This is a genomic window from Pseudomonas sp. NPDC089547 (genome assembly GCF_050280665.1).
GTDB lineage: Bacteria > Pseudomonadota > Gammaproteobacteria > Pseudomonadales > Pseudomonadaceae > Aquipseudomonas.
Genome location: NZ_JBNNVS010000053.1, coordinates 1 through 21,811, shown reverse-complemented (window position 1 = coordinate 21,811; position 21,811 = coordinate 1). Strand labels below are relative to the sequence as shown.

At 61.1% G+C, this 21,811-nt stretch carries 20 protein-coding genes; 16 read left to right on the top strand and 4 right to left on the bottom strand.

Features of this window, described 5'->3' with window-relative positions; all coding sequences use genetic code 11:
- The first annotated feature begins 263 nt into the window (after positions 1–263).
- Complete coding sequence (locus ACQKPZ_RS24640; protein ID WP_427543249.1) at positions 264–1,613, top strand: NCS2 family permease; 1,350 nt, start codon at positions 264–266, stop codon at positions 1,611–1,613.
- Between the two features lie 106 nt (positions 1,614–1,719).
- Here the strand turns inward: ACQKPZ_RS24640 and ACQKPZ_RS24635 are convergent, their stop codons facing one another.
- Both ACQKPZ_RS24635 and uraH read right to left on the bottom strand, forming a co-directional pair.
- Positions 1,720–2,481, bottom strand: coding sequence for an RHS repeat-associated core domain-containing protein (locus ACQKPZ_RS24635; protein WP_427543246.1), 762 nt, complete (start codon positions 2,479–2,481; stop codon positions 1,720–1,722).
- A gap of 182 nt (positions 2,482–2,663) precedes the next feature.
- Entirely contained in the window at positions 2,664–3,017 is a 354-nt protein-coding gene (gene uraH / locus ACQKPZ_RS24630; protein WP_016711727.1) for a hydroxyisourate hydrolase, read from the bottom strand.
- 399 nt (positions 3,018–3,416) lie between these two features.
- Between uraH and puuE the strand changes: the two genes are divergently transcribed.
- The 7 genes from puuE (at position 3,417) to ACQKPZ_RS24595 (ending at position 10,429) form a co-directional block, all read left to right on the top strand.
- A complete protein-coding gene (gene puuE, locus ACQKPZ_RS24625; protein WP_027592956.1) occupies positions 3,417–4,343 on the top strand; it encodes an allantoinase PuuE in 927 nt (308 codons plus the stop codon).
- Positions 4,343–4,858 (top strand): 2-oxo-4-hydroxy-4-carboxy-5-ureidoimidazoline decarboxylase, encoded by a 516-nt coding sequence (gene uraD / locus ACQKPZ_RS24620; RefSeq protein ID WP_391133735.1) that lies wholly within the window; start codon positions 4,343–4,345, stop codon positions 4,856–4,858. The genes puuE and uraD overlap by 1 nt, the downstream gene beginning before the upstream one ends.
- Positions 4,859–4,907: 49 nt before the next feature.
- A complete protein-coding gene (locus ACQKPZ_RS24615; RefSeq protein ID WP_132845330.1) occupies positions 4,908–5,411 on the top strand; it encodes an ureidoglycolate lyase in 504 nt (167 codons plus the stop codon).
- Between the two features lie 45 nt (positions 5,412–5,456).
- On the top strand, positions 5,457–6,785 hold the full coding sequence (locus tag ACQKPZ_RS24610) for a urate hydroxylase PuuD (RefSeq protein WP_391133738.1): 1,329 nt from the start codon (positions 5,457–5,459) through the stop codon (positions 6,783–6,785).
- A 225-nt stretch (positions 6,786–7,010) separates the two neighbouring features.
- Entirely contained in the window at positions 7,011–8,366 is a 1,356-nt protein-coding gene (locus tag ACQKPZ_RS24605) for a nucleobase:cation symporter-2 family protein (RefSeq protein ID WP_427543243.1), read from the top strand.
- A 140-nt stretch (positions 8,367–8,506) separates the two neighbouring features.
- Positions 8,507–9,292 (top strand): outer membrane protein OmpK, encoded by a 786-nt coding sequence (locus tag ACQKPZ_RS24600; protein WP_427543240.1) that lies wholly within the window; start codon positions 8,507–8,509, stop codon positions 9,290–9,292.
- Positions 9,293–9,646: 354 nt separating this feature from the next.
- On the top strand, positions 9,647–10,429 hold the full coding sequence (locus tag ACQKPZ_RS24595; protein WP_391133746.1) for an outer membrane protein OmpK: 783 nt from the start codon (positions 9,647–9,649) through the stop codon (positions 10,427–10,429).
- A 139-nt stretch (positions 10,430–10,568) separates the two neighbouring features.
- Here ACQKPZ_RS24595 and ACQKPZ_RS24590 read toward each other — a convergent pair whose 3' ends face one another.
- On the bottom strand, positions 10,569–11,483 hold the full coding sequence (locus ACQKPZ_RS24590) for a DUF808 domain-containing protein (RefSeq protein WP_427543237.1): 915 nt from the start codon (positions 11,481–11,483) through the stop codon (positions 10,569–10,571).
- A 132-nt stretch (positions 11,484–11,615) separates the two neighbouring features.
- Here ACQKPZ_RS24590 and ACQKPZ_RS24585 point away from each other — a divergent pair, with 132 nt between their 5' ends.
- Positions 11,616–12,227, top strand: coding sequence for a TetR/AcrR family transcriptional regulator (locus tag ACQKPZ_RS24585; RefSeq protein ID WP_014590197.1), 612 nt, complete (start codon positions 11,616–11,618; stop codon positions 12,225–12,227).
- A 129-nt stretch (positions 12,228–12,356) separates the two neighbouring features.
- Here ACQKPZ_RS24585 and ACQKPZ_RS24580 read toward each other — a convergent pair whose 3' ends face one another.
- Positions 12,357–12,797 (bottom strand): GlcG/HbpS family heme-binding protein, encoded by a 441-nt coding sequence (locus ACQKPZ_RS24580; RefSeq protein ID WP_391133752.1) that lies wholly within the window; start codon positions 12,795–12,797, stop codon positions 12,357–12,359.
- Between the two features lie 257 nt (positions 12,798–13,054).
- Between ACQKPZ_RS24580 and gcl the strand changes: the two genes are divergently transcribed.
- From gcl to ACQKPZ_RS24545, 7 genes are all read left to right on the top strand, one after another.
- Positions 13,055–14,830, top strand: coding sequence for a glyoxylate carboligase (gene gcl, locus ACQKPZ_RS24575; protein ID WP_427543234.1), 1,776 nt, complete (start codon positions 13,055–13,057; stop codon positions 14,828–14,830).
- A gap of 54 nt (positions 14,831–14,884) precedes the next feature.
- Positions 14,885–15,667: a hydroxypyruvate isomerase gene (hyi, locus tag ACQKPZ_RS24570; protein ID WP_427543231.1), complete on the top strand. Its 783-nt coding sequence runs from the start codon at positions 14,885–14,887 to the stop codon at positions 15,665–15,667.
- Positions 15,668–15,853: 186 nt separating this feature from the next.
- The gene (locus tag ACQKPZ_RS24565) at positions 15,854–16,747 is read left to right on the top strand and encodes a 2-hydroxy-3-oxopropionate reductase (protein ID WP_427543228.1); all 894 of its coding nucleotides are present in this window, start codon (positions 15,854–15,856) and stop codon (positions 16,745–16,747) included.
- A 259-nt stretch (positions 16,748–17,006) separates the two neighbouring features.
- Positions 17,007–18,281: a glycerate kinase type-2 family protein gene (locus ACQKPZ_RS24560; RefSeq protein WP_427543225.1), complete on the top strand. Its 1,275-nt coding sequence runs from the start codon at positions 17,007–17,009 to the stop codon at positions 18,279–18,281.
- Positions 18,278–19,693, top strand: coding sequence for a pyruvate kinase (gene pyk, locus ACQKPZ_RS24555; RefSeq protein ID WP_427543222.1), 1,416 nt, complete (start codon positions 18,278–18,280; stop codon positions 19,691–19,693). The genes ACQKPZ_RS24560 and pyk overlap by 4 nt, the downstream gene beginning before the upstream one ends.
- A gap of 211 nt (positions 19,694–19,904) precedes the next feature.
- Entirely contained in the window at positions 19,905–20,777 is an 873-nt protein-coding gene (locus ACQKPZ_RS24550) for an urea transporter (protein WP_427543220.1), read from the top strand.
- Between the two features lie 44 nt (positions 20,778–20,821).
- The gene (locus ACQKPZ_RS24545) at positions 20,822–21,643 is read left to right on the top strand and encodes an ion transporter (protein WP_427543216.1); all 822 of its coding nucleotides are present in this window, start codon (positions 20,822–20,824) and stop codon (positions 21,641–21,643) included.
- Positions 21,644–21,811: the final 168 nt, after the last annotated feature.

Genomic DNA, 21,811 nt, shown 5'->3' with positions numbered 1-21,811 from the left:
GAGAAAGTATGGCGCCATTGTACACAGGCTGAGGCGATTCCGCAGGAGGCGTTTTACCTATATAGCCGTTGTACGACGCATTGCGCACACAAAACATAAAACATTATTTGCATTCTTTGTACACAAAAGCATAATCCACCGAGCAACTTCTTGACCCATGAGTCAACAAAACGGTCAGACGTCTGCCTTCCCTCACGGAGCCGCCAAGTGCATTGCTCAGGAATGGCTCCATAACAACAAGAAAGACTTGAGGAGTACCCGCTGTGGAAAGCCGCAAATCCGAAGCCCCTACGCTGGATCTTGCCCCACCGCTCGAAACGAGCTGGCTGGAGCGGATTTTCAAACTCAAGCAACACGGCAGCACCGTCAAAACCGAGCTGATTGCCGGGGTGACCACCTTCATCACCATGGCCTACATCATCTTCGTCAACCCCAACATCATGGCCGACGCCGGCATCGACCATGGTGCCGCCTTCGTCGCCACCTGCATCGCCGCCGCGCTGGGTTGCCTGCTGATGGGCCTGTACGCCAACTGGCCGGTGGGCCTGGCGCCGGGCATGGGGCTTAACGCGTTCTTCACCTACACCGTGGTCGGCACCATGGGCTACAACTGGGAAACGGCGCTGGGGGCGGTGTTCGTCTCGGGCGTGCTGTTCATGCTCCTGACCTTGTCGAAAGTGCGCGAATGGTTGCTCAACAGCATCCCGGTCAGCCTGCGCCATGCCATGGGGGCCGGCGTCGGATTGTTTCTCGGGCTGATCGGCCTGAAAACGGCAGGCATCATCGTCGACAGCCCCGCCACCCTGATCAAGCTGGGCTCGCTGCATGAGCCGGGGCCGCTGCTGGCAGCGGTGTGCTTCCTGCTGATCGCCATCCTCAGCTACAAGCGGGTGTTTGGCGCCATCCTGATCAGCATCATCGGCGTTACCCTGGCCGGCTGGGGCCTGGGGCTGGTCAAGTTTGGCGGGGTGATGTCGATGCCGCCAAGCCTGGCACCGACCTGGATGGCCATGGATGTGGCTGGCGTGTTCAACGTCAGCATGATCAGCGTGGTGCTGGCGTTCCTGTTCGTGCACATGTTCGACACCGCTGGCACGCTGATGGGCGTGGCGCAGCGGGCCAACCTGGTGGCACCGGATGGCCGCATTGAAAATCTGTCACGGGCGTTGAAGGCTGACAGTGCTTCGAGCGTATTCGGGGCAGTGGTGGGTGTCCCGCCAGTGACCAGCTATGTAGAAAGCGCTGCCGGTGTCGCTGCCGGTGGTCGTACTGGTCTGACAGCGGTGGTGGTTGGCCTGCTATTCGTTGCGGCGATGTTCTTTGCACCGCTGGCCGGGATGATTCCTGCCTACGCGACCGCCGGCGCGCTGATCTACGTGGCAATGTTGATGATGGGCAGCATGGCGCACATCCACTGGGACGAAGCCACCGACAGCATTCCGGCGATTGTCACGGTGATCATGATGCCGCTGACCTTCTCGGTGGCTGATGGTATTGCCCTGGGCTTCATCAGCTATGTGGCGTTGAAGGCAGGTACTGGCAAATACAAGGAAATCTCCGCCAGCCTGTGGGTGCTGTGCGCGATCTTTATTGCCAAGTTTGTGTTCCTGTAAACCCCTCACCTTGACAAAGGGCGCTTCGGCGCCCCTTGTCAACTTCCCAACTGTGGTCGCTTGGTGGGCAAGATGGCACAAGCGACGACGCGCAGCAAAATGCTTTTTAGAAGCTGAAACCTGAGTCAACTCGCACGAGCTTCACTTTAATTCCGAGTGTGCCCAAGTATTGTTCTGCGACATGCAAGCGCTGGGGAGGGGGCTGATAGTGGCCAGAAAAGTTATCGATATGAAACTCACCATCTCTTCGGCTGATATACCCTGCGCTTATGACTGAATCGCTTGCAGCAAGCCCTAAACGTTCTGCAAGGCTAGCGTGAGTAGGCAGGTTTGCATCAGAATCGGCGCTAAAGATTGCGAATTCATTATTTTCCGTCAGTACGTATTTGTGAGTCTGCTTCCAGTCGAGTAAGTTTAGTGTATTTTTGCTGGCGACTACCGTGTAATCGACAGAGGCAGCCTTTATTGCCAACCTCGATCGCAGCACTTCATCCGCAAGATTCACGGCCCCATTGTTCTTAAGCGTAGCGCCCTGAGCTGGGAACATTGAATCTTTCATCGCACGAGCGGCGGTCAGCGCTCTGGGTCGTAAATTCTTGAAAATTGTCCATTTCCCACTGGGGTCATGTCCATTGACAGGGTCGTTCAGGCAGTAGATATAGGAATTGATGCCACCCTTGAGGAAAGGACTATAGGCATCTGGACTGATGAATCGCATCATGCGGGGGTTATATATTCGATGCCCGTTTCCGAGCGCGTAACATCCCAGTTCAGCATGAAAAAACTGGCCATTGAAACCTAATGCTCCAGTGGTCGCCGGCTGGGTGCCTCGGTAACCATAGGGCGAATATACATTTCTTATGCTCATCAGCCAGGCTCCTCAAGTGTCACACGAAACCTGATCATGCAGCACGACGCTATGAGTGACTACTGACAAAAATGTCAGTCACACAGCTGATTCCATCTAAGGTTATATAAACAACAGACGAAAAAAAGCCCGCCAGTGTGAGAGCGGGCCAAAGGACCTACGAAGATTCTTCTAGCGACCAACTAGCTTCCACGATAGGTCGAATAGCTGTACGGCGAGATCAGCAGCGGCACGTGGTAGTGCTCCTGCTGCTCGTCGATGCCAAAGCGCAGCACTACAACATCCAGAAACGCCTGGGCCGGCAGTTGCACGCCACGGGCGCGGTAGTAATCACCCGCGCTGAACTGCAATTGGTAAACGCCGGAACGGTAATCGTCACCCTGCAGCAACGGCGCGTCGACGCGGCCATCGCTGTTGGTCAGGGCGGTGTTCACCAGCTCCAGCTGCTGGCCTTCGACACGGTACAACTCGACCTTGATCGAGCTGCCCGGGCAGCCATGCGCGGCATCCAGTACGTGTGTGGTCAAACGTCCCATTGCGTGTCGCCTCTTGTTCAATCTGTGGGCAAGAAATACTCAGCCAGCGCACCCAAGCAGGGCCTGCGGCAGGCGGGAATGACGCCATTAAGACATTTCATCGCAAAATTGTACACAATTTTTTGTACCCATCCGTCGTACCCGGTGTTTCTTGTCCGCAAACGACCCATCGGTCGCAAATACAGGCACTGTAACGACCCCAATGTCATTAGCTGACCAATCAGGCAGGTTTCTTGCACTGTATTTCCCGGTCGCGGCGAAGCGACAAAAGGGAAGAAATGCGGAAAAACAGGCTTACAAAAGATTTCAGAAGTTGTATACAATCAGCCCATCCGGTGGTGCGACATCCCGACGCGGCCCGCCCACCACCCGCACAAACGCACAAGAAGGAAGACTGCAGTGAGCGCTGACTACCCTCGCGACCTGATCGGTTACGGCAACAACCCTCCTCACCCGCAATGGCCGGGCAACGCTCGCATCGCGCTGTCTTTCGTTCTCAATTACGAAGAAGGCGGCGAACGCAACATCCTGCACGGTGACAAAGAGTCCGAAGCCTTCCTGTCCGAAATGGTCGCTGCCCAGCCGTTGCAGGGCCAGCGCAACATGAGCATGGAGTCGCTGTACGAATACGGCAGCCGTGCCGGCGTGTGGCGCCTGCTGAAGCTGTTCAAGGACAGCGGCGTGCCACTGACTGTGTTCGCCGTGGCCATGGCCGCCCAGCGCCACCCTGACGTGATCCGTGCCATGGTCGAAGCCGGCCACGAGATCTGCAGCCACGGCTACCGCTGGATCGACTACCAGAACATGGACGAGGCCCAGGAGCGCGAGCACATGCTCGAAGCCATCCGCATCCTCACCGAACTCACCGGCGAGCGCCCCGTGGGCTGGTACACCGGCCGCACCGGCCCGAACACCCGCCGCCTGGTCATGGAAGAAGGCGGTTTCTTGTACGACAGCGACACCTACGATGACGACCTGCCCTACTGGGAGCCGAACAACCCTACCGGCAAGCCGCACCTGGTGATCCCGTACACCCTGGACACCAACGACATGCGCTTCACCCAGGTGCAGGGGTTCAACTGCGGTGAGCAGTTCTTCCAGTACCTGAAGGACGCCTTCGATGTGCTGTACGCCGAAGGCGCCGAAGCGCCGAAAATGCTCTCCATCGGCCTGCACTGCCGCCTGGTTGGCCGCCCGGCACGCCTGGCCGCACTGAAGCGCTTTGTCGATTACGCAAAAAGCCATGACCAGGTCTGGTTCGCCCGTCGCGCAGACATCGCCCGCCACTGGCACACCACCCACCCGTACAAGAAAGAGAACGCCTGATGACCGCCTTCAACACCCTCAAGCCATCCGCCCTGGGCCGCGACGCCTTCGTCAACGCCTTCGCCGACATCTACGAGCACTCGCCGTGGGTGGCCGAAAAGGCCTATGACCTGGGCCAACTGGGCGAACTGGACGAGATCGAGGCGCTGCACCAGCGCATGAGCGACATCCTGCTCAGCGCCAACCACGCCGACCAACTGGCGCTGATCAACGCCCACCCGGACCTGGCCGGCAAAGCCGCCGTCCAGGGCGAACTGACCGAATCGAGCACCAACGAACAGGCCGGCGCCGGCATTCACCAATGCACCGCCGAAGAGTTCGCTCGCTTCACCGAGCTGAACGACGCCTACAAAGCCAAGTTCCAGTTCCCGTTCATCATGGCGGTGAAGGGCAGCAACCGGCACCAGATCCTCGCCTCCTTCGAAAAGCGCATCCACAACGATGTGGATGCCGAGTTCAAGGAAGCCCTGGCGCAGATCAACCTGATCGCCCTGTTCCGCCTGCTGCAGCTGTAAGCAACAGCCGAACCTTTTTCAGTACAACGAACATATAAGAGAGACCCGCATGCGCACCCTGATGATCGAGCCCCTGACCAAAGAAGCCTTCGCCCAATTCGGAGACGTGATCGAAACCGACGGCAGCGACCACTTCATGATCAACAACGGCTCGACCATGCGCTTTCACAAGCTCGCCACGGTCGAAACCGCCGAGCCTGAAGACAAGGCGATCATCAGCATCTTCCGCGCCGACGCGCTGGAAATGCCGCTGACCGTACGCATGCTGGAACGCCATCCGCTGGGCAGCCAGGCTTTCATCCCTCTGCTCGGCAACCCCTTTCTGATCGTGGTCGCGCCCGTTGGCGATGCACCTGTATCAGGCTTAGTCCGCGCCTTCCGCAGTAATGGCAGGCAGGGCATCAATTACCATCGCGGCGTGTGGCACCACCCGGTGCTGACGATCGAAAAGCGGGATGACTTCCTGGTGGTTGATCGCAGTGGTTCTGGCAACAACTGCGATGAGCATTACTTCACCGAGGAACAGATGCTGATCCTCAATCCCCACCAATAAGAAAAGGTCGATCATCGTTCACGGTGATCGGCAGAGGTACATACTGTGGAAGCACACCTTCACGAATGGCTGAACCTGAGCATTCGCTGGGTTCACATGATCACCGGTGTCGCCTGGATCGGTGCATCGTTCTACTTCGTCTGGCTGGAGAACCACCTGAACCGAAGCAACCCGCGCGATGGGTTGTCGGGTGATCTCTGGGCGATTCACGGCGGTGGTATCTACCACCTGGAGAAATACAAGCTCGCACCCCCGAAAATGCCCGAGAACCTGCACTGGTTCAAATGGGAAGCCTACTTCACCTGGATGTCCGGTATCGCCCTGCTGTGCGTGGTGTTCTACTGGAACCCGACCCTGTACCTGCTGGCCCCTGGCAGCACCCTGAGCGGTGCCGAAGGCGTGGCTATCGGTATCGGTTCGCTGATCGCTGGCTGGTTCATCTATGACTTCCTGTGCGACTCGCCCCTGGGCAAGAAGCCAGCGCTGCTCGGTGGTGTGCTGTTCGTGCTGATCATTGCTGCCTGCTGGGGCTTCAGCCTGGTGTTCAGCGGCCGTGGTGCGTACCTGCACACCGGCGCGATCATTGGCACCATCATGGTCGGCAACGTGTTCCGCATCATCATGCCGGCCCAGCGCCAGCTGGTGGCGGCGATCGAGAACAACCAGACGCCCGACCCGGTACTGCCGGCCAAGGGCCTGCTGCGCTCGCGCCACAACAACTACTTCACCCTGCCGGTGCTGTTCATCATGATCAGCAACCATTTCCCGAGCACCTACGGTAGCCAGTACAACTGGCTGATCCTGGCGGGTATCGCAGTAGCCGCGGTTCTGATCCGCCACTACTTCAACACCCGCCACGACAGCAACAAGTACGCCTGGACCCTGCCGGTCGGTGCCCTGGCGATGATCTGCCTGGCCTACGTCACCGGTCCGAAACCGATGGCTGTAAGCCCAGAGCAAGCCGCAGCGAAGATCGAGTACCAGCCACTGCCCGCTACCGCTGTAGGTGGCAAGACCGCTGCCGAGCAGCGCGCCGAAGACGCCGCCAAGGCTGCTGCTGCACCTGCTGCACCTGCCGAAGCACCGGCTCAGGCCGCCGCACAGGCCGGGGGTGGTGACTTCGACAAGATCCACAATGTCATCCAGGAACGCTGCACCGTGTGCCACTCGTCCAAGCCGACCAGCCCACTGTTCAGCGCCGCCCCTGCCGGCGTGATGTTCGACACCCCGCAGCAGATCCAGGCCCAAGCCGCGCGCATTCAGGCGCAAGCGGTTGCCAGCCAGATCATGCCGCTGGGCAACATCACCCAGATGACCACCGAAGAGCGCAAGCTCGTCGGCGACTGGATCGCCAAAGGCGCCCAGGTCAACTGATAGCACCTCGCTAGCCAACCCGCTCCCAAGGGAATCACTGTTCCCTGTGGGAGCGGGCGCGCCCGCGAAGAGGCCGGCAGCCCCGGCCTCAAGCTCCATGTGTTACGCAACAAGCAAGCATCGAGCGCCAGGCTTCACCGCGGGAACCCCGAGCTTCTTCTGGAAGCTTGCCGCCTGAAACCTGCCGCTTGGATCCGAGAATAAAAACAAAACTCGAGGTGCTGCATGTCCGAGTCACGCAAGGCGTACATCCCCATTGCGCCGCCGCGCGAACCCTTGCCCTTGTTCCAACTGATCCTGGTTGGCCTGCAACACGTTCTGCTGATGTACGGCGGCGCCATCGCCGTGCCGCTCATCATCGGCCAGGCTGCCGGGTTGTCCCGTGAAGAAGTCGCTTTCCTGATCAACGCCGACCTGCTGGTCGCTGGCGTCGCCACCATCATCCAGTCGTTCGGTATCGGCCCGGTGGGCATCCGCATGCCGGTGATGATGGGTGCCAGTTTCGCTGCCGTCGGCAGCATGGTGGCCATGGCCGGCATGCCCGGCGTGGGCCTGCAGGGGATCTTCGGCGCGACCATCGCTGCCGGCTTCTTCGGCATGCTGATTGCGCCGTTCATGTCCAAGGTCGTACGCTTCTTCCCGCCGCTGGTCACCGGTACGGTGATCACCTCTATTGGCCTGTCGCTGTTCCCGGTGGCGGTCAACTGGGCCGGTGGTGGGGAAGCCGCGGAAAACTTCGGCGCACCCATCTACCTGTTGGTGGCCAGCCTGGTGCTGGCCGTGATTCTGTTGATCAACCGCTTCATGCGCGGCTTCTGGGTCAACGTGTCGGTACTGGTGGGCATGGGCCTGGGCTACATCCTGGCCGGCTCCATCGGCATGGTCGACCTGACCGGTCTGAACGAAGCGCCGTGGGTGCAAGTGGTCACTCCACTGCACTTCGGCATGCCAACCTTCAGCCTGGCGCCGATCCTGTCGATGTGCCTGGTGGTGGTGATCATCTTCGTCGAGTCCACGGGCATGTTCCTGGCCCTGGGCAAGGTGACCGATCGTGAAGTTACCCCGGGGATGCTGCGGCGCGGCCTGTTGTGCGATGCCGGTGCGTCGTTCATCGCCGGCTTCTTCAACACCTTCACCCACTCCTCGTTCGCCCAGAACATCGGCCTGGTGCAGATGACCGGGGTGCGCTGCCGCTTTGTCACCATCGTGGCTGGCGCACTGCTGATTGTGCTCAGCCTGCTGCCCAAGGCGGCCTTCCTGATTGCCTCGATTCCACCCGCTGTATTGGGCGGCGCATCCATTGCCATGTTCGGCATGGTCACCGCCACCGGGATCAAGATCCTTCAGGAAGCGGACATCGGCGACCGCCGCAACCAGTTGCTGGTGGCGGTGAGCGTCGGCTTCGGGTTGATCCCCGTGGTGCGCCCGGAGTTCTTTGCCCAGATGCCACAGTGGATGGAACCCATCACCCACAGTGGTATCGCCATGGCCACGGTCAGTGCCCTGGTGTTGAACGTACTGTTCAACATCCTTGGCGGTGCTGACCGCGCGGTGCACAACGACGCTTGTCACCAACATTGAGCCAAGCGGGGCGGCGCGTTGCCGCTCCGCGTTCACACAAGCCGTAACCGCTATACCGTCGGCCCGCCGGAATGGGCCGCCCGGGGCGCCTGCGCGCCAAAAAAACCGCCAACAAAAACAATAAGTCCGGGAATCACAACATGAAGCGCATCACCACGTCCCTGTTGTTGGGCAGCAGCCTGCTGGCCACCCTCCCCTCGCATGCAGGCGAATGGCTGCAATGGCACGGCGAAAGCCTGACCTACCTGTACGGCAAGGACTTCAAGGTCAACCCTGATATCCAGCAGACCATTACCTTCGAGCACGCCAACAAATGGAAGTACGGCGACACCTTCATGTTCGTCGACAAGATCTTCTACAACGGCAAGGCCGACGCCAGCAAAGGCGTGACTACCTACTACGGCGAGTTCAGCCCGCGCCTGTCGTTCGGCAAGATCTTCGATAAAAAACTGGCCTTCGGCCCGGTCAAGGACGTACTCCTGGCCATGACCTACGAGCGCGGCGAAGGCGACAACGCCGCCTACCTGATCGGCCCCGGCTTCGACCTCGACATCCCTGGCTTCAACTATTTCACCCTGAACTTCTACGTGCGCAACACCGAAGGCAGCCGCCCCGGTGACAACGTCTGGCAGATTACCCCCGGCTGGTCCTACACCATCCCCGTGGGCCGATCTGACATTCTGATCGACGGTTACATGGACTGGGTCACCGACAACGACCAGACCCGCCGTGGCACCTACCACGCCAACCTGCACTTCAACCCGCAGGTCAAATACGACCTGGGCAAGGCGCTGAACCTGGGCGCCAAGCAGCTGTACGTGGGCTTTGAATACAGCTACTGGAAGGACAAGTACGGCATCGACAGCCGCGGCAACCTGGACAGCAACCAGAGCGTCGCCAGTGCCCTGATCAAAGTACACTTCTAAGAAACTGACCAAACGCACAAGTTTGCATCACCCCGCTCCAGGACGGAGCACTTGAGGCGCGGCGCGCAAGCCAGTAATCTGCGCGCCCCCTCGATCAGGGCAGAACGGATTCTGCCTGCGTTTACTGACCGCTCAGTCAATGAATACGGGCGGTTGGCCAACGTGTTGCTAGCCTGAAAGACCCTTTTCATCCGTTCAGAACGAAGTCGAGCAGGAAGGTTGTGCCAACCCGGAAAAGTTGGCCCAACCCTTGCCAAACAGCTGTGGCCTATCGAAAAAAGCTGACTCGCAAGACAAAAAAAAGCGCCAACACCGAGCGCTGACAACAGATCAATCAAGGGAGCGACACTCGCAATGCGTACCATCAACAGCCTGATCCTCGCCGGCGGCCTGCTGGCCTGTGGCACCACCTTCGGCGGCGACCTGCTGCAATGGCAGAACAACAGCCTGACCTACCTGTGGGGCAAGAACTTCAAGGTCAACCCGTCGATCCAGCAAACCGTTACCTTCGAGCACGCCGATGGCTGGAAGTACGGCGACAACTTCATCTTCGTCGACAAGATCTTCTACCAGGGGCAGAAAGACGCCGGTAACGGCCCGAACACCTACTACGGCGAGATCAGCCCGCGCCTGTCGTTCAACAAGATCTTCGACCAGAAGCTGGAGTTCGGCCCGGTCAAGGACGTGCTGCTGGCCATGACCTACGAGTTTGGCGAGGGTGACACCGAGTCGTACCTGATCGGCCCCGGCTTCGACCTGGCCATCCCGGGCTTCGACTACTTCCAGCTGAACTTCTACAACCGCACCACCGACGGCAGCCGCGCCGGCGACAATGTGTGGCAGATCACCCCGGTATGGTCGTACACCATTCCGGTCGGCGATTCCGACGTGCTGATCGACGGCTTCATGGACTGGGTGGTGGACAACGACGAGAACCGCCGTGGCACCTACCAGGCCAACCTGCACTTCAACCCGCAGATCAAGTATGACCTGGGCAAGGCATTGCACCTGGGTGAGAAGCAGTTGTACGTGGGTGTGGAGTATGACTACTGGAAGAACAAGTACGGCATCAAGGACAGCGATGCGTTCACCACCGACCAGAACACCATGAGTTTCCTGGTCAAGGTGCACTTCTGACCTGAGCCCTCCGGGCCGCGCTGCGGCCCATTCGCGGGCACGCCCACTCCCACAGGGTCCGCGCTCGGCCCAAGGCAGGCACTTTACCTGTGGGAGCGGGCTTGCCCGCGAACCGGGGCACAGCCCCGGCCATGCCGACTTATGTAGCAGGCCGAACCGCCCGCCACAGTTTGCCGACAACCGCCACCACTGCCAGCACCACGGCTCCGGCCACCACCCCGGCCACGCCATTGAGCAGCGCACCGGTCAATGCACCACCACGCCCTTCGCTGAATGCCTCGATGGCATGATGCAGCGGCTCTATGCCATGCACCAGAATCCCGCCGCCGACCAAAAACATCGCAGCAGTCCCGATCACAGACAGGCTTTTCATCATGTATGGCGCCGCCCGCAGGATGCCGTTGCCGACCCCCTGCGCCAGGCGAGATGCCTTCGTGGTCATCCACAACCCAAGGTCATCCAGCTTGACGATGCCACCGACCAGCCCGTAGACGCCGATGGTCATGACAATGGCAATCCCCGACAACACGATGATCTGTTGTGACAGCGGCGAGTCGGCAACGATGCCCAAGGTGATGGCGATGATTTCTGCCGACAAAATGAAGTCGGTACGCACGGCGCCCTTGATCTTGGTTTTTTCATACGCCACCAGGTCGACGCTGGCATCAGCCACCGCCTCCGTGCGCGCCTGGTGCTGCGCGTCGTCTTCTTCCTTGCTGTGCAAGAACTTGTGCGCCAGCTTCTCGAAGCCTTCGAAGCACAGGTAGGCGCCACCGATCATCAACAATGGTGTAACCGCCCAAGGAATGAATGCACTGATCAGCAGCGCCGCCGGTACCAGGATTGCCTTGTTGACAAACGACCCCTTGGCCACCGCCCACACCACCGGGATTTCGCGTTCGGCACGCACACCGGTGACCTGCTGGGCGTTCAATGCCAGGTCGTCGCCCAGCACGCCTGCGGTTTTTTTCGCCGCCACCTTGGTCATTACCGAGACGTCATCCAGCACGGTTGCGATGTCGTCGATCAGTACCAATAGACTGCTTCCTGCCATGTTTGCCTGTATCCAGATGTGTATGTGCCACGGATTCTAGCCCAAAGCCGCTGCCTTGAGCGCCCGTCGAGCCCGGTGCTACCATGCCCGATCCCTCTTAGAGGTGGCCAGACACGAGGAAGATCCCTGACCATGAGCACCATTCGCGAGCGCAACAAGGAACTGATCCTGCGCGCGGCCAGCGAGGAATTCGCAGACAAGGGCTTCGCCGCCACCAAGACCAGCGATATCGCGGCCAAGGCCGGCCTGCCCAAGCCGAACGTGTATTACTACTTCAAGTCCAAGGACAACCTCTACCGCGAGGTCCTGGAAAGCATCATCGCGCCGATCATGCAGGCCTCTACGCCGTTCAATGCCGACGGCGACCCGAAGGAAGTGCTGAGCGCGTACATTCGCTCGAAGATCCGCATTTCGCGTGACCTGCCGCATGCATCCAAGGTGTTTGCCAGCGAGATCATGCACGGCGCCCCGCACCTGTCGCCAAACCAGGTGGAGCAGCTGAACGAGCAGGCCCGGCACAACATCGAGTGCATCCAGCGCTGGATCGACCGCGGGCAGATCGCCCATGTGGATGCGCACCACCTGATGTTCAGCATCTGGGCGGCGACACAGACGTATGCGGATTTCGACTGGCAGATTTCTGCTGTGACCGGCAAAGCCAAGCTGGCTGACAGTGATTATGATGCGGCGGCCGAGACCATCATCCGGATGGTGCTCAAGGGCTGTGAGCCAGAGGTAGCCTGACAGGGCCAGTGGGGCTGCTTTGCAGCCCATCGCGACACAAGGCCGCTCCCACAGGGAAATTGCATGACCCCTGTAGGAGCGGCCTTGTGTCGCGAAAGGGCCGCAAAGCGGCCCCAGCTATCTTGAGTGTTACGCCGCTACCCCGGCATCCGCCCGCAACCCGACCTCCTCGATCGCACTGATCGCACACTGCTCGTCAATATCCGACGTATCCCCGCTGATCCCGACAGCACCCAGCACCTTGCCAGCCTGATCACGAATCAGCACCCCACCCGGTGCCGGCACCACAGGCCGTTCACCCATCCCGTTCAGCGCAGCAAAAAACGCAGGGCGCTGCTGAGCATCCAGCGCCAGCAAGCGCGAGCCCTTGCCCAGGGCAATCGCGCCCCAAGCCTTGCCCGTGGCCACCTCAGGCCGGATCAGGCTGGCGCCATCCTCACGCTGCAGCGCCAGCAAGTGCCCGCCAGCGTCCAGCACCGCCACCGTCAGTGGCGCAGCATTGATCTTGCGGCCCGCCGCCAGCGCGGCATTCACCAGGCTGACAGCAACATTCAGGTTCAAAACGTTCATGGAAAGGTCCTCTTCTTGTTGTGAGAAGCCCTGAGGGCAGTTGAAAACCGATAGAGCAAATAGAACACAACGAAATGTATTTTTGTATACAATATTTTGAAACGATCGTATGCGATGGCGAAAATAGCCGTTTTAACGGCCGCTTTGACGAAAGCTGGGCCACCCGATGAAAACCCATTGACCTGAGCCGCCAGCCGTGAATACACTCTGTCGCAACGCAAGTTGTATACAATTACAAAATCGATGAGGCACAAACCATGAGCAAAATGAGAGCAATCGATGCAGCCGTTCTGGTCATGCGCCGTGAAGGTGTAGATACCGCGTTCGGCATCCCGGGGGCTGCCATCAACCCGTTGTACTCGGCCCTGAAGAAAGTCGGTGGCATCGATCACGTCCTCGCTCGTCACGTCGAAGGTGCCTCGCACATGGCCGAGGGCTACACCCGTGCCAACCCGGGCAACATCGGCGTGTGCATCGGCACTTCCGGCCCGGCCGGCACCGACATGGTCACCGGCCTGTACAGTGCCTCGGCCGACTCCATCCCGATCCTCTGCATCACCGGCCAGGCTCCGCGTGCCCGCCTGCACAAGGAAGACTTCCAGGCCGTCGACATCACCAGCATCGTCAAGCCGGTCACCAAATGGGCGACCACTGTTCTGGAACCGGGCCAGGTGCCTTATGCCTTCCAGAAGGCCTTCTACGAAATGCGCACCGGCCGCCCTGGCCCGGTACTGATCGACCTGCCGTTCGACGTACAGATGGCCGAAATCGAATTCGACATCGACGCCTACGAACCGCTGGCCGTCAACAAGCCTTCCGCTACCCGTGTACAGGCCGAGAAAGCCCTGGCCTTGCTCAATGAAGCCGAGCGCCCACTGCTGGTGGCCGGTGGCGGCATCATCAATGCCGATGCCAGCGACAAGCTGGTCGAATTCGCCGAACTGACCGGCGTGCCAGTGATCCCGACCCTGATGGGCTGGGGCACCATCCCGGACGACCACGCACAAATGGTCGGCATGGTCGGCCTGCAGACCTCGCACCGCTACGGCAACGCCACCCTGCTGAAATCCGACCTGGTGTTCGGTATCGGTAACCGCTGGGCCAACCGCCACACCGGCTCGGTCGACGTCTACACCGAAGGCCGCAAATTCGTGCACGTCGACATCGAACCCACCCAGATCGGCCGTGTGTTCACGCCGGACCTGGGTATTGTTTCCGACGCTGGCAAGGCGCTGGACGTGTTCCTGGAAGTGGCCCGCGAGTGGAAAGCCGCCGGCAAGCTGCAGTGCCGCAAGGCCTGGCTCGAAGACTGCCAGCAGCGTAAAGCCAGCCTGCAGCGCAAGACCCACTTCGACAACGTGCCGGTCAAGCCGCAGCGCGTTTACGAAGAGATGAACCAGGTATTCGGCAAGGACACCACCTACGTCAGCACCATCGGCCTGTCGCAGATCGCTGGCGCGCAGTTCCTGCACGTTTACAAGCCACGCCACTGGATCAACTGCGGCCAGGCCGGCCCGCTGGGCTGGACCATCCCTGCCGCGCTGGGCGTGGTCAAGGCCGACCCCAAGCGCAAGGTTGTCGCGCTGTCGGGTGACTACGACTTCCAGTTCATGATCGAAGAACTGGCCGTGGGCGCGCAGTTCAACCTGCCGTACGTCCACGTACTGGTGAACAACGCCTACCTGGGCCTGATTCGTCAGGCGCAGCGTGGCTTCGACATGGATTACTGTGTACAACTGGCGTTCGAGAACATCAACTCCACCGACGCTGCCACCTACGGTGTCGACCACGTTGCCGTGGTCGAGGGCCTGGGCTGCAAGGCCATCCGTGTGTTCGAGCCGGCCGAGATCGCCCCTGCCCTGCTCAAGGCACAGAAAATGGCCGAAGAGTTCCGCGTACCGGTGGTGGTCGAAGTGATTCTCGAGCGTGTGACCAACATTTCCATGGGCACCGAGATCAACGCGGTCAACGAGTTCGAAGACCTGGCCCTGGTCGGCAACGACGCGCCAACCGCCATCTCGATGCTGGACTGATCGCCTGACGCCCCCAGGCTTGCACTGGGGGCCTTCATCGCAAGGAGACAACTCATGCCTCGCTTCGCTGCCAACCTGTCCATGCTGTTCACCGAACAGGACTTCCTGACCCGCTTCAAGGCTGCCGCCGATGCTGGTTTCAGCGGCGTCGAATACCTCTTCCCGTATGACTTCAGCGCTGCAGAAATCAAGCAGCAGCTGGACGCCAACGGCCTGACCCAGGTGCTGTTCAACCTGCCGGCGGGCGACTGGGCCAAGGGCGAGCGCGGGATCACCTGCCACCCCGACCGCATCGAAGAGTTCCGCGCCGGGGTCGACAAGGCCATCGAATACGCCAAGGTGCTGGGCAACACCCAGGTCAACGCCCTGGCAGGCATTCGCCCGCAAGGCCTGCAGTGCGCCGACGTACGCAAGACCTTCGTCGACAACCTCAAGTATGCCGCTGACAAGCTGAAAGCTGCCGGGATCCGCCTGGTCATGGAAATGATCAACACCCGCGACATCCCGGGCTTCTACCTGAACACCACCCAGCAGGCCCTGGAAATCCAGGCCGAAGTGGGCAGCGACAACCTGTTCCTGCAGTACGACATCTACCACATGCAGATCATGGAAGGTGACCTGGCTCGCACCATGGAAGCCAACCTGAAGCTGATCAACCACATCCAGCTGGCCGACAACCCCGGCCGCAACGAACCAGGCACCGGCGAGATCAACTACCGCTTCCTGTTCGAGCACCTGGACCGCATCGGCTACCAGGGCTGGGTGGGCGCGGAGTACAAGCCGCTGACCACCACCGAAGCAGGCCTGGGCTGGCTGAAGACCCATAACGCAATCTGAAGGCACACACTCACCTTGTAGGAGCGGCCTTGCGTCGCGATGGGCTGCGCAGCAGCCCCGGCAATCTCTGTTATGGCGAAAATCCTGGGGGCGCTACGCACCCCTTTCGCGATACAAGGCCGCTCCTACAAGAGTCTGCATCGCCTGCTCCATCGAGATTCAACAAATACAACGAGGTAATCTCTCATGGCTAAAATCGGTTTCATCGGCACCGGCATCATGGGCAAGCCCATGGCCCAGAACCTGCAAAAAGCAGGTCACAGCATCTTCGTCTCCACCCACCACGACGCAGCCCCGGCTGACCTGATCGCCGCAGGCGCCGTGGCCCTGGCCAACCCGAAGGAAGTGGCCCAGGAAGCCGAATTCATCATTGTCATGGTGCCGGATACCCCGCAGGTAGAAAGCGTACTGTTCGGTGAAAACGGCGTGGCCGAAGGCGTGGGCCCGAACAAGATCGTGATCGACATGAGCTCGATCTCCCCTACCGCCACCAAAGCCTTCGCCGAAAAAATCAAGGCAACCGGCGCCGCCTACCTGGACGCCCCGGTGTCCGGCGGTGAAGTCGGTGCCAAGGCCGCGACCCTGAGCATCATGGTCGGTGGCTGCCCGAAAGCCTTCGAGCGCACCCTGCCGCTGTTCGAAGCCATGGGCAAGAACATCACCCGCGTGGGTGGCAACGGCGACGGCCAGACTGCCAAGGTGGCCAACCAGATCATCGTTGCACTGAACATCCAGGCTGTTGCCGAAGCCCTGCTGTTCGCCGCCAAGAACGGCGCCGACCCGGCCAAGGTGCGTGAAGCACTGATGGGCGGCTTCGCTTCGTCGAAAATCCTCGAAGTGCATGCCGAGCGCATGATCAAGGGCACCTTCGACCCGGGCTTCCGCATCAACCTGCACCAGAAAGACCTGAACCTGGCCCTGCAAGGCGCCAAGGAACTGGGTATCAACCTGCCTAACACCTCCAATGCCCAGCAAGTGTTCAACACCTGCCAGGCCCTGGGTGGCGGTAACTGGGACCACTCGGCGCTGATCAAAGGCCTGGAGCACATGGCCAACTTCTCGATCCGCGACGACAAGTAACTCGAATTCGGGGGCTGCTGCGCAGCCCGATCGCGACGCAAGGCCGCTCCTACAAGCGGTGCGCGATCCCTGTAGGAGCGGCCTTGTGTCGCGAAAGGGGCGCAAAGCGCCCCCGGAATTCCTGATCCAACACCGATGAACCTGCGACCACAGGCTCATAAGGTGGCACCGAGCAACACCCGCCCCTGGTTCGGCCTGCACGGAGGCAGTTCCAGGGGCGTTTTTGATTCTGCAGAACAACAATAATTGGGAGCCTGCCATGTCGGTCGATCCGCAAAAACTTCTCCGCGACCTGTTCGACACAGCCATCGCTGCCGCCCACCCCCGTCAAGTTCTCGAACCCTACCTGCCCGCCGACCGTAGCGGCCGGGTCATCGTCATCGGCGCCGGCAAGGCCGCAGCCGCCATGGCCGAAGTGGTCGAAAAATGCTGGCAGGGCGAAGTGTCCGGGCTGGTCGTGACCCGTTACGGTCACGGCGCCAACTGCCAGAAGATCGAGGTGGTCGAAGCCGCTCACCCGGTCCCCGACGCCGCTGGCCTGGCCGTGGCCAAGCGCGTGCTGGAGCTGGTCAGCAACCTCAACGAAGACGACCGCGTCATCTTCCTGCTGTCCGGCGGTGGCTCCGCGCTGCTGGCATTGCCAGCCGAAGGCCTGACCCTGGCCGACAAACAGCAGATCAACAAGGCACTGCTGAAATCCGGCGCCACCATCGGCGAGATGAACTGCGTACGCAAGCACCTCTCGGCGATCAAGGGCGGCCGCCTGGCCAAGGCGTGCTGGCCGGCCACCGTCTACACCTATGCCATTTCCGATGTGCCCGGCGACCTCGCCACGGTGATCGCCTCCGGCCCGACCGTGGCCGACCCGAGCACCTCGGCCGATGCCCTGGCCATCATCAAACGTTACAACATCGACGCCCCCAAAGCCGTCATCGACTGGCTCAACAACCCGGCGTCGGAAACCGTCAAGGCCGACGACCCGGCCCTGGCCCGCAGCCACTTCCAGCTGATCGCCAAACCCCAGCAGTCGCTTGAAGCCGCTGCGGTCAAAGCCCGCCAGGCCGGCTTCAGCCCGCTGATCCTCGGCGACCTGGAAGGCGAGTCGCGCGAAGTGGCCAAGGTACACGCCGGTATCGCCCGGCAGATCGTGCTGCATGGCCAGCCACTGAAGGCGCCGTGCGTGATCCTGTCCGGCGGCGAAACCACAGTGACGGTGCGCGGCAACGGCCGTGGCGGGCGTAACGCCGAGTTCCTGCTCAGCCTCACCGAAAGCCTGAAAGGCCTGCCGGGTGTGTATGCCTTGGCCGGTGACACCGACGGCATCGACGGCTCGGAAGAAAACGCCGGCGCCTTCATGACACCAGGCAGCTACGCCCGTGCCGAGGCCCTGGGCCTGTCGGCCAGCGATGAGCTGGACAACAACAACGGCTACGGCTATTTCGCCGCGCTGGATGCGCTGATCGTCACCGAACCGACCCGCACCAACGTCAACGACTTCCGCGCCATCCTGATCCTTGAGACTGCCCAACCATGACGCCTGATAAAAAAGTAAAGATCCTCGCCACCCTCGGCCCTGCGATCAACGGCATCGACGACATCCGCCAGCTGGTAGAGGCCGGGGTCAACATCTTCCGCCTCAACTTCAGCCACGGCGAACACGCTGACCACGCCCTGCGCTACCAGTGGATCCGCGAAGTGGAGCAGCAGCTCAACTACCCGCTGGGCATCCTCATGGACCTGCAAGGGCCAAAACTGCGCGTGGGCCGCTTTGCCGAAGGCAAGGTGCAGCTGCAACGCGGCCAGGCCCTGCGCCTGGACCTGGACAAAGCCCCGGGCGACAGCCGCCGGGTAAACCTGCCGCACCCCGAAATCATTGCCGCCCTTGAGCCCGGCATGGACCTGCTGCTGGACGACGGCAAGCTGCGCTTGCGCGTTACCGCCAAGCACAGCGACGCCATCGACACTGAAGTGCTGAACGGTGGCGAGTTGTCTGACCGCAAGGGCGTGAATGTGCCGCAAGCGGTACTCGACCTCTCCCCGCTCACCGAAAAAGACCGCCGCGACCTGGCCTTCGGCCTGGAACTGGGCGTGGACTGGGTAGCCCTGTCGTTTGTGCAACGGCCGCAAGACATCACCGAAGCACGCCAGCTGATCGGCGACCGCGCCTACCTGATGGCCAAGATCGAAAAACCTTCGGCGGTCGAACAGCTGCAAGCCATCGCCGAACTGTCGGACGCGATCATGGTGGCCCGCGGTGACCTGGGCGTGGAAGTGCCGGCCGAAAGCGTGCCGCAAATCCAGAAACGCATCATCGGCACCTGCCGCCAGCTGGGCAAGCCGGTAGTAGTGGCCACGCAGATGCTCGAATCCATGCGCTTCTCGCCGGCGCCAACCCGCGCCGAAGTTACCGACGTGGCCAATGCCGTGGCCGAAGGTGCCGACGCAGTGATGCTGTCGGCCGAGACAGCCTCGGGCGATTACCCGCTGGAAGCCGTGCAGATGATGAGCAAGATCATCCGCCAAGTGGAGAACGGCCCGGACTACCAGGCACAACTCGACGTTGCCCGGCCGAAGGCCGAGGCCACCGTGTCGGATGCCATCAGCTGCGCGATTCGCCGTATCAGCGGCATCCTGCCGGTGGCGGTGCTGGTCAACTACAGCGAGTCGGGCGCCTCCACCCTGCGTGCTGCCCGTGAGCGGCCACGAGCACCGATCCTCAACCTGACGCCAAACCTGAACACCGCGCGCCGCCTGAGCGTGGCCTGGGGCGTTCATTCGGTGGTCAACGACCGCCTGCGTCAAGTCGACGAGGTTGTGTCTACCGCGCTGGAAATTGCCCAGGCGCAAGGCATGGCCAGCCGCGGCGACACCCTGCTGATTACTGCCGGTGTGCCTTTCGGCAAGCCAGGGTCGACTAACACGCTGCGGATCGAGAGTTTGATCTGAGAATGCCGGGGGCGCTCTGCGCCCCTTTCGCGACACAAGGCCGCTCCTACAGGGACCGCGAAACCTTCTGGCTGACGCGATCTATTTGTAGGAGCGGCCTTGCGTCGCGATCGGAGGGCGCAGCCCTCCCCGTACACCGATATACCTGCACTGCGGAAAACCCAAGGCCCAAAGAGGCCCACCGCTTCCCTTCAACCTCACTGACTGCCCCATGTACACCAAAAATTTCGTCAACCCGTGCCCCGACTGGGCCACGGCGTTACTCAACGGTTTCAGCCAGGTGCTGCTGCTGCGCAACCCCCTGTGCGGCCTGTGCTGCCTGCTGGCCATCCTGCTGACCGCCCCCGACCTGGTCGGCGGCGCCCTGCTCGGCGCCCTGGCCGGCCTGATCACCGCCCAAGCCCGTGGTTACGACCGCGCCGACCGCCAGGCCGGGCTGTACTGCTACAACGGCGTGCTCATCGGCATCCTGATCAGCGCCGTGCTGCCCTGGTCGGCCATCCTGCCGCCGCTGATCATCGCCGCCGGCGGCCTGTCCAGCATCATCACCCACCAGTGGCGCAAGCGCGGCGGCAAGCTGCTGATCGCATACACCGCGCCGTTCGTGCTGCTGGGCTGGGCCGCGCTACTGTTCGCCAGCCCCTCGCCCAGCGGCTTCGTCGAAGCCGATCCGCTGTACGCCTTGGCGCGGGGTGTAGGCCAGATTTTCCTGCTCGATCAGCCACTGGCCGGTTTGCTGATCATCATCGGCATGTTCATCGCCAACCCCTATGCCGCGATGTGGGCGGTGATCGGCTCGGCCATCGGTGGCGGGGTGGCACTGCTCGCCGACCAGGCGCAAGCCGCCTGGCTGGGTCTGTACGGTTTCAACGCTGCGCTGGCGGCATTGGCATTCAGCCGGCAAGGTGAAAAGCCGTGGGTGACGCTGTTGGCAATCGCCCTGGCCCTGTTGCTGCAACCATTGTTCAAGCTGTTGCCGGTGGCAGGGCTGACTGCGCCTTTCGTTGCTGCCTGCTGGCTCATGCACCTGGGCAACTACCTGGCCCAACCCCGGCAGCGCAATGCCAGCCGCTTGCACAGCTGAAACGCAGCCCCTAGGCTCAGCCCATCGCATTATGGAACGAGCCAATGAACAACCCTGAGAGCCTGCGCGAGCGGCTTTATGTCATCGTCTTCCAGACCGACACCGTGGCTGGAAGGCGCTTCGACAAGATCCTCCTGCTGATCATCCTCGCCAGCCTGGTCACGGTGATCCTCGACAGCATCGATGAAGTACACCAGAGCTACGCCGGCCTGCTGGCGGGCATCGAATGGGGCTTCACCGCGATCTTCCTGGCCGAGTACCTCACCCGCCTGTACTGCTCGCCCAAGCCCTTGCGCTATGCCTTCAGCTTTTACGGCCTGGTCGACTTGCTGGCGATCGTGCCGGGGATCATCGCGCTGTACTACAGCGACGCCCAATACCTGCTGATCATCCGGGTGATCCGGATGCTGCGGATTTTCCGTGTGCTAAAGCTCAGCCCATACCTCAAGCAAGCGCATTACCTGATGGAGGCACTGCGCGGCAGCAAGCAGAAGATCATCGTGTTTCTGGTGACGGTATCGACCCTGGTAACCGTGTTCGGCACCTTGATGTATGTGATCGAAGGGCCGGAGCATGGTTTCACCAGCATCCCCAAGGGCATTTACTGGGCCATCGTCACCCTCACCACCGTGGGCTTTGGCGATATCGTGCCGAAGACGCCGCTGGGGCAGGTGCTGTCGTCGCTGGTGATGATCACCGGTTATTCGATCATTGCCGTGCCGACTGGCATCTTTACCGCCGAACTGGCCAATGCCATGCGTGGGGAGCAGTTGCAGCATGATTGCCCGACCTGCCACAAGAAGACCCATGAGCATGGGGCGGCGTTTTGCTCTCGCTGTGGGAATGGGTTGTTTCCCAAGCAATGATGCTGCCTGTACCGGCCCTTTCGCGGGCGCGCCCGCTCCCACGGTGACCGCACACAGTTAAGCCCTGTGATGATCCTGTGGGAGATTCTATGGCCGGAGGCAAATTTTCAGTAGAAAAGCCCACGGCCTCTCTCAGCAACATCCAGGCACGAATCAGCCTGCCAGAGA

What these genes read in the sequence shown, in the direction of transcription:
- ACQKPZ_RS24550 (WP_427543220.1), top strand. Translation starts at nt 19,905, where the DNA reads ATGTACACCAAAAATTTCGTCAACCCGTGCCCCGACTGGGCCACGGCG.
- ACQKPZ_RS24560 (WP_427543225.1), top strand. Translation starts at nt 17,007, where the DNA reads ATGTCGGTCGATCCGCAAAAACTTCTCCGCGACCTGTTCGACACAGCC.
- ACQKPZ_RS24590 (WP_427543237.1), bottom strand. Translation starts at nt 11,483, where the DNA reads ATGGCAGGAAGCAGTCTATTGGTACTGATCGACGACATCGCAACCGTG.
- hyi (WP_427543231.1), top strand. Translation starts at nt 14,885, where the DNA reads ATGCCTCGCTTCGCTGCCAACCTGTCCATGCTGTTCACCGAACAGGAC.
- gcl (WP_427543234.1), top strand. Translation starts at nt 13,055, where the DNA reads ATGAGCAAAATGAGAGCAATCGATGCAGCCGTTCTGGTCATGCGCCGT.
- uraH (WP_016711727.1), bottom strand. Translation starts at nt 3,017, where the DNA reads ATGGGACGTTTGACCACACACGTACTGGATGCCGCGCATGGCTGCCCG.
- uraD (WP_391133735.1), top strand. Translation starts at nt 4,343, where the DNA reads ATGACCGCCTTCAACACCCTCAAGCCATCCGCCCTGGGCCGCGACGCC.
- ACQKPZ_RS24635 (WP_427543246.1), bottom strand. Translation starts at nt 2,481, where the DNA reads ATGAGCATAAGAAATGTATATTCGCCCTATGGTTACCGAGGCACCCAG.
- ACQKPZ_RS24565 (WP_427543228.1), top strand. Translation starts at nt 15,854, where the DNA reads ATGGCTAAAATCGGTTTCATCGGCACCGGCATCATGGGCAAGCCCATG.
- ACQKPZ_RS24580 (WP_391133752.1), bottom strand. Translation starts at nt 12,797, where the DNA reads ATGAACGTTTTGAACCTGAATGTTGCTGTCAGCCTGGTGAATGCCGCG.
- ACQKPZ_RS24615 (WP_132845330.1), top strand. Translation starts at nt 4,908, where the DNA reads ATGCGCACCCTGATGATCGAGCCCCTGACCAAAGAAGCCTTCGCCCAA.
- pyk (WP_427543222.1), top strand. Translation starts at nt 18,278, where the DNA reads ATGACGCCTGATAAAAAAGTAAAGATCCTCGCCACCCTCGGCCCTGCG.
- ACQKPZ_RS24600 (WP_427543240.1), top strand. Translation starts at nt 8,507, where the DNA reads ATGAAGCGCATCACCACGTCCCTGTTGTTGGGCAGCAGCCTGCTGGCC.
- ACQKPZ_RS24605 (WP_427543243.1), top strand. Translation starts at nt 7,011, where the DNA reads ATGTCCGAGTCACGCAAGGCGTACATCCCCATTGCGCCGCCGCGCGAA.
- ACQKPZ_RS24545 (WP_427543216.1), top strand. Translation starts at nt 20,822, where the DNA reads ATGAACAACCCTGAGAGCCTGCGCGAGCGGCTTTATGTCATCGTCTTC.
- ACQKPZ_RS24585 (WP_014590197.1), top strand. Translation starts at nt 11,616, where the DNA reads ATGAGCACCATTCGCGAGCGCAACAAGGAACTGATCCTGCGCGCGGCC.
- ACQKPZ_RS24595 (WP_391133746.1), top strand. Translation starts at nt 9,647, where the DNA reads ATGCGTACCATCAACAGCCTGATCCTCGCCGGCGGCCTGCTGGCCTGT.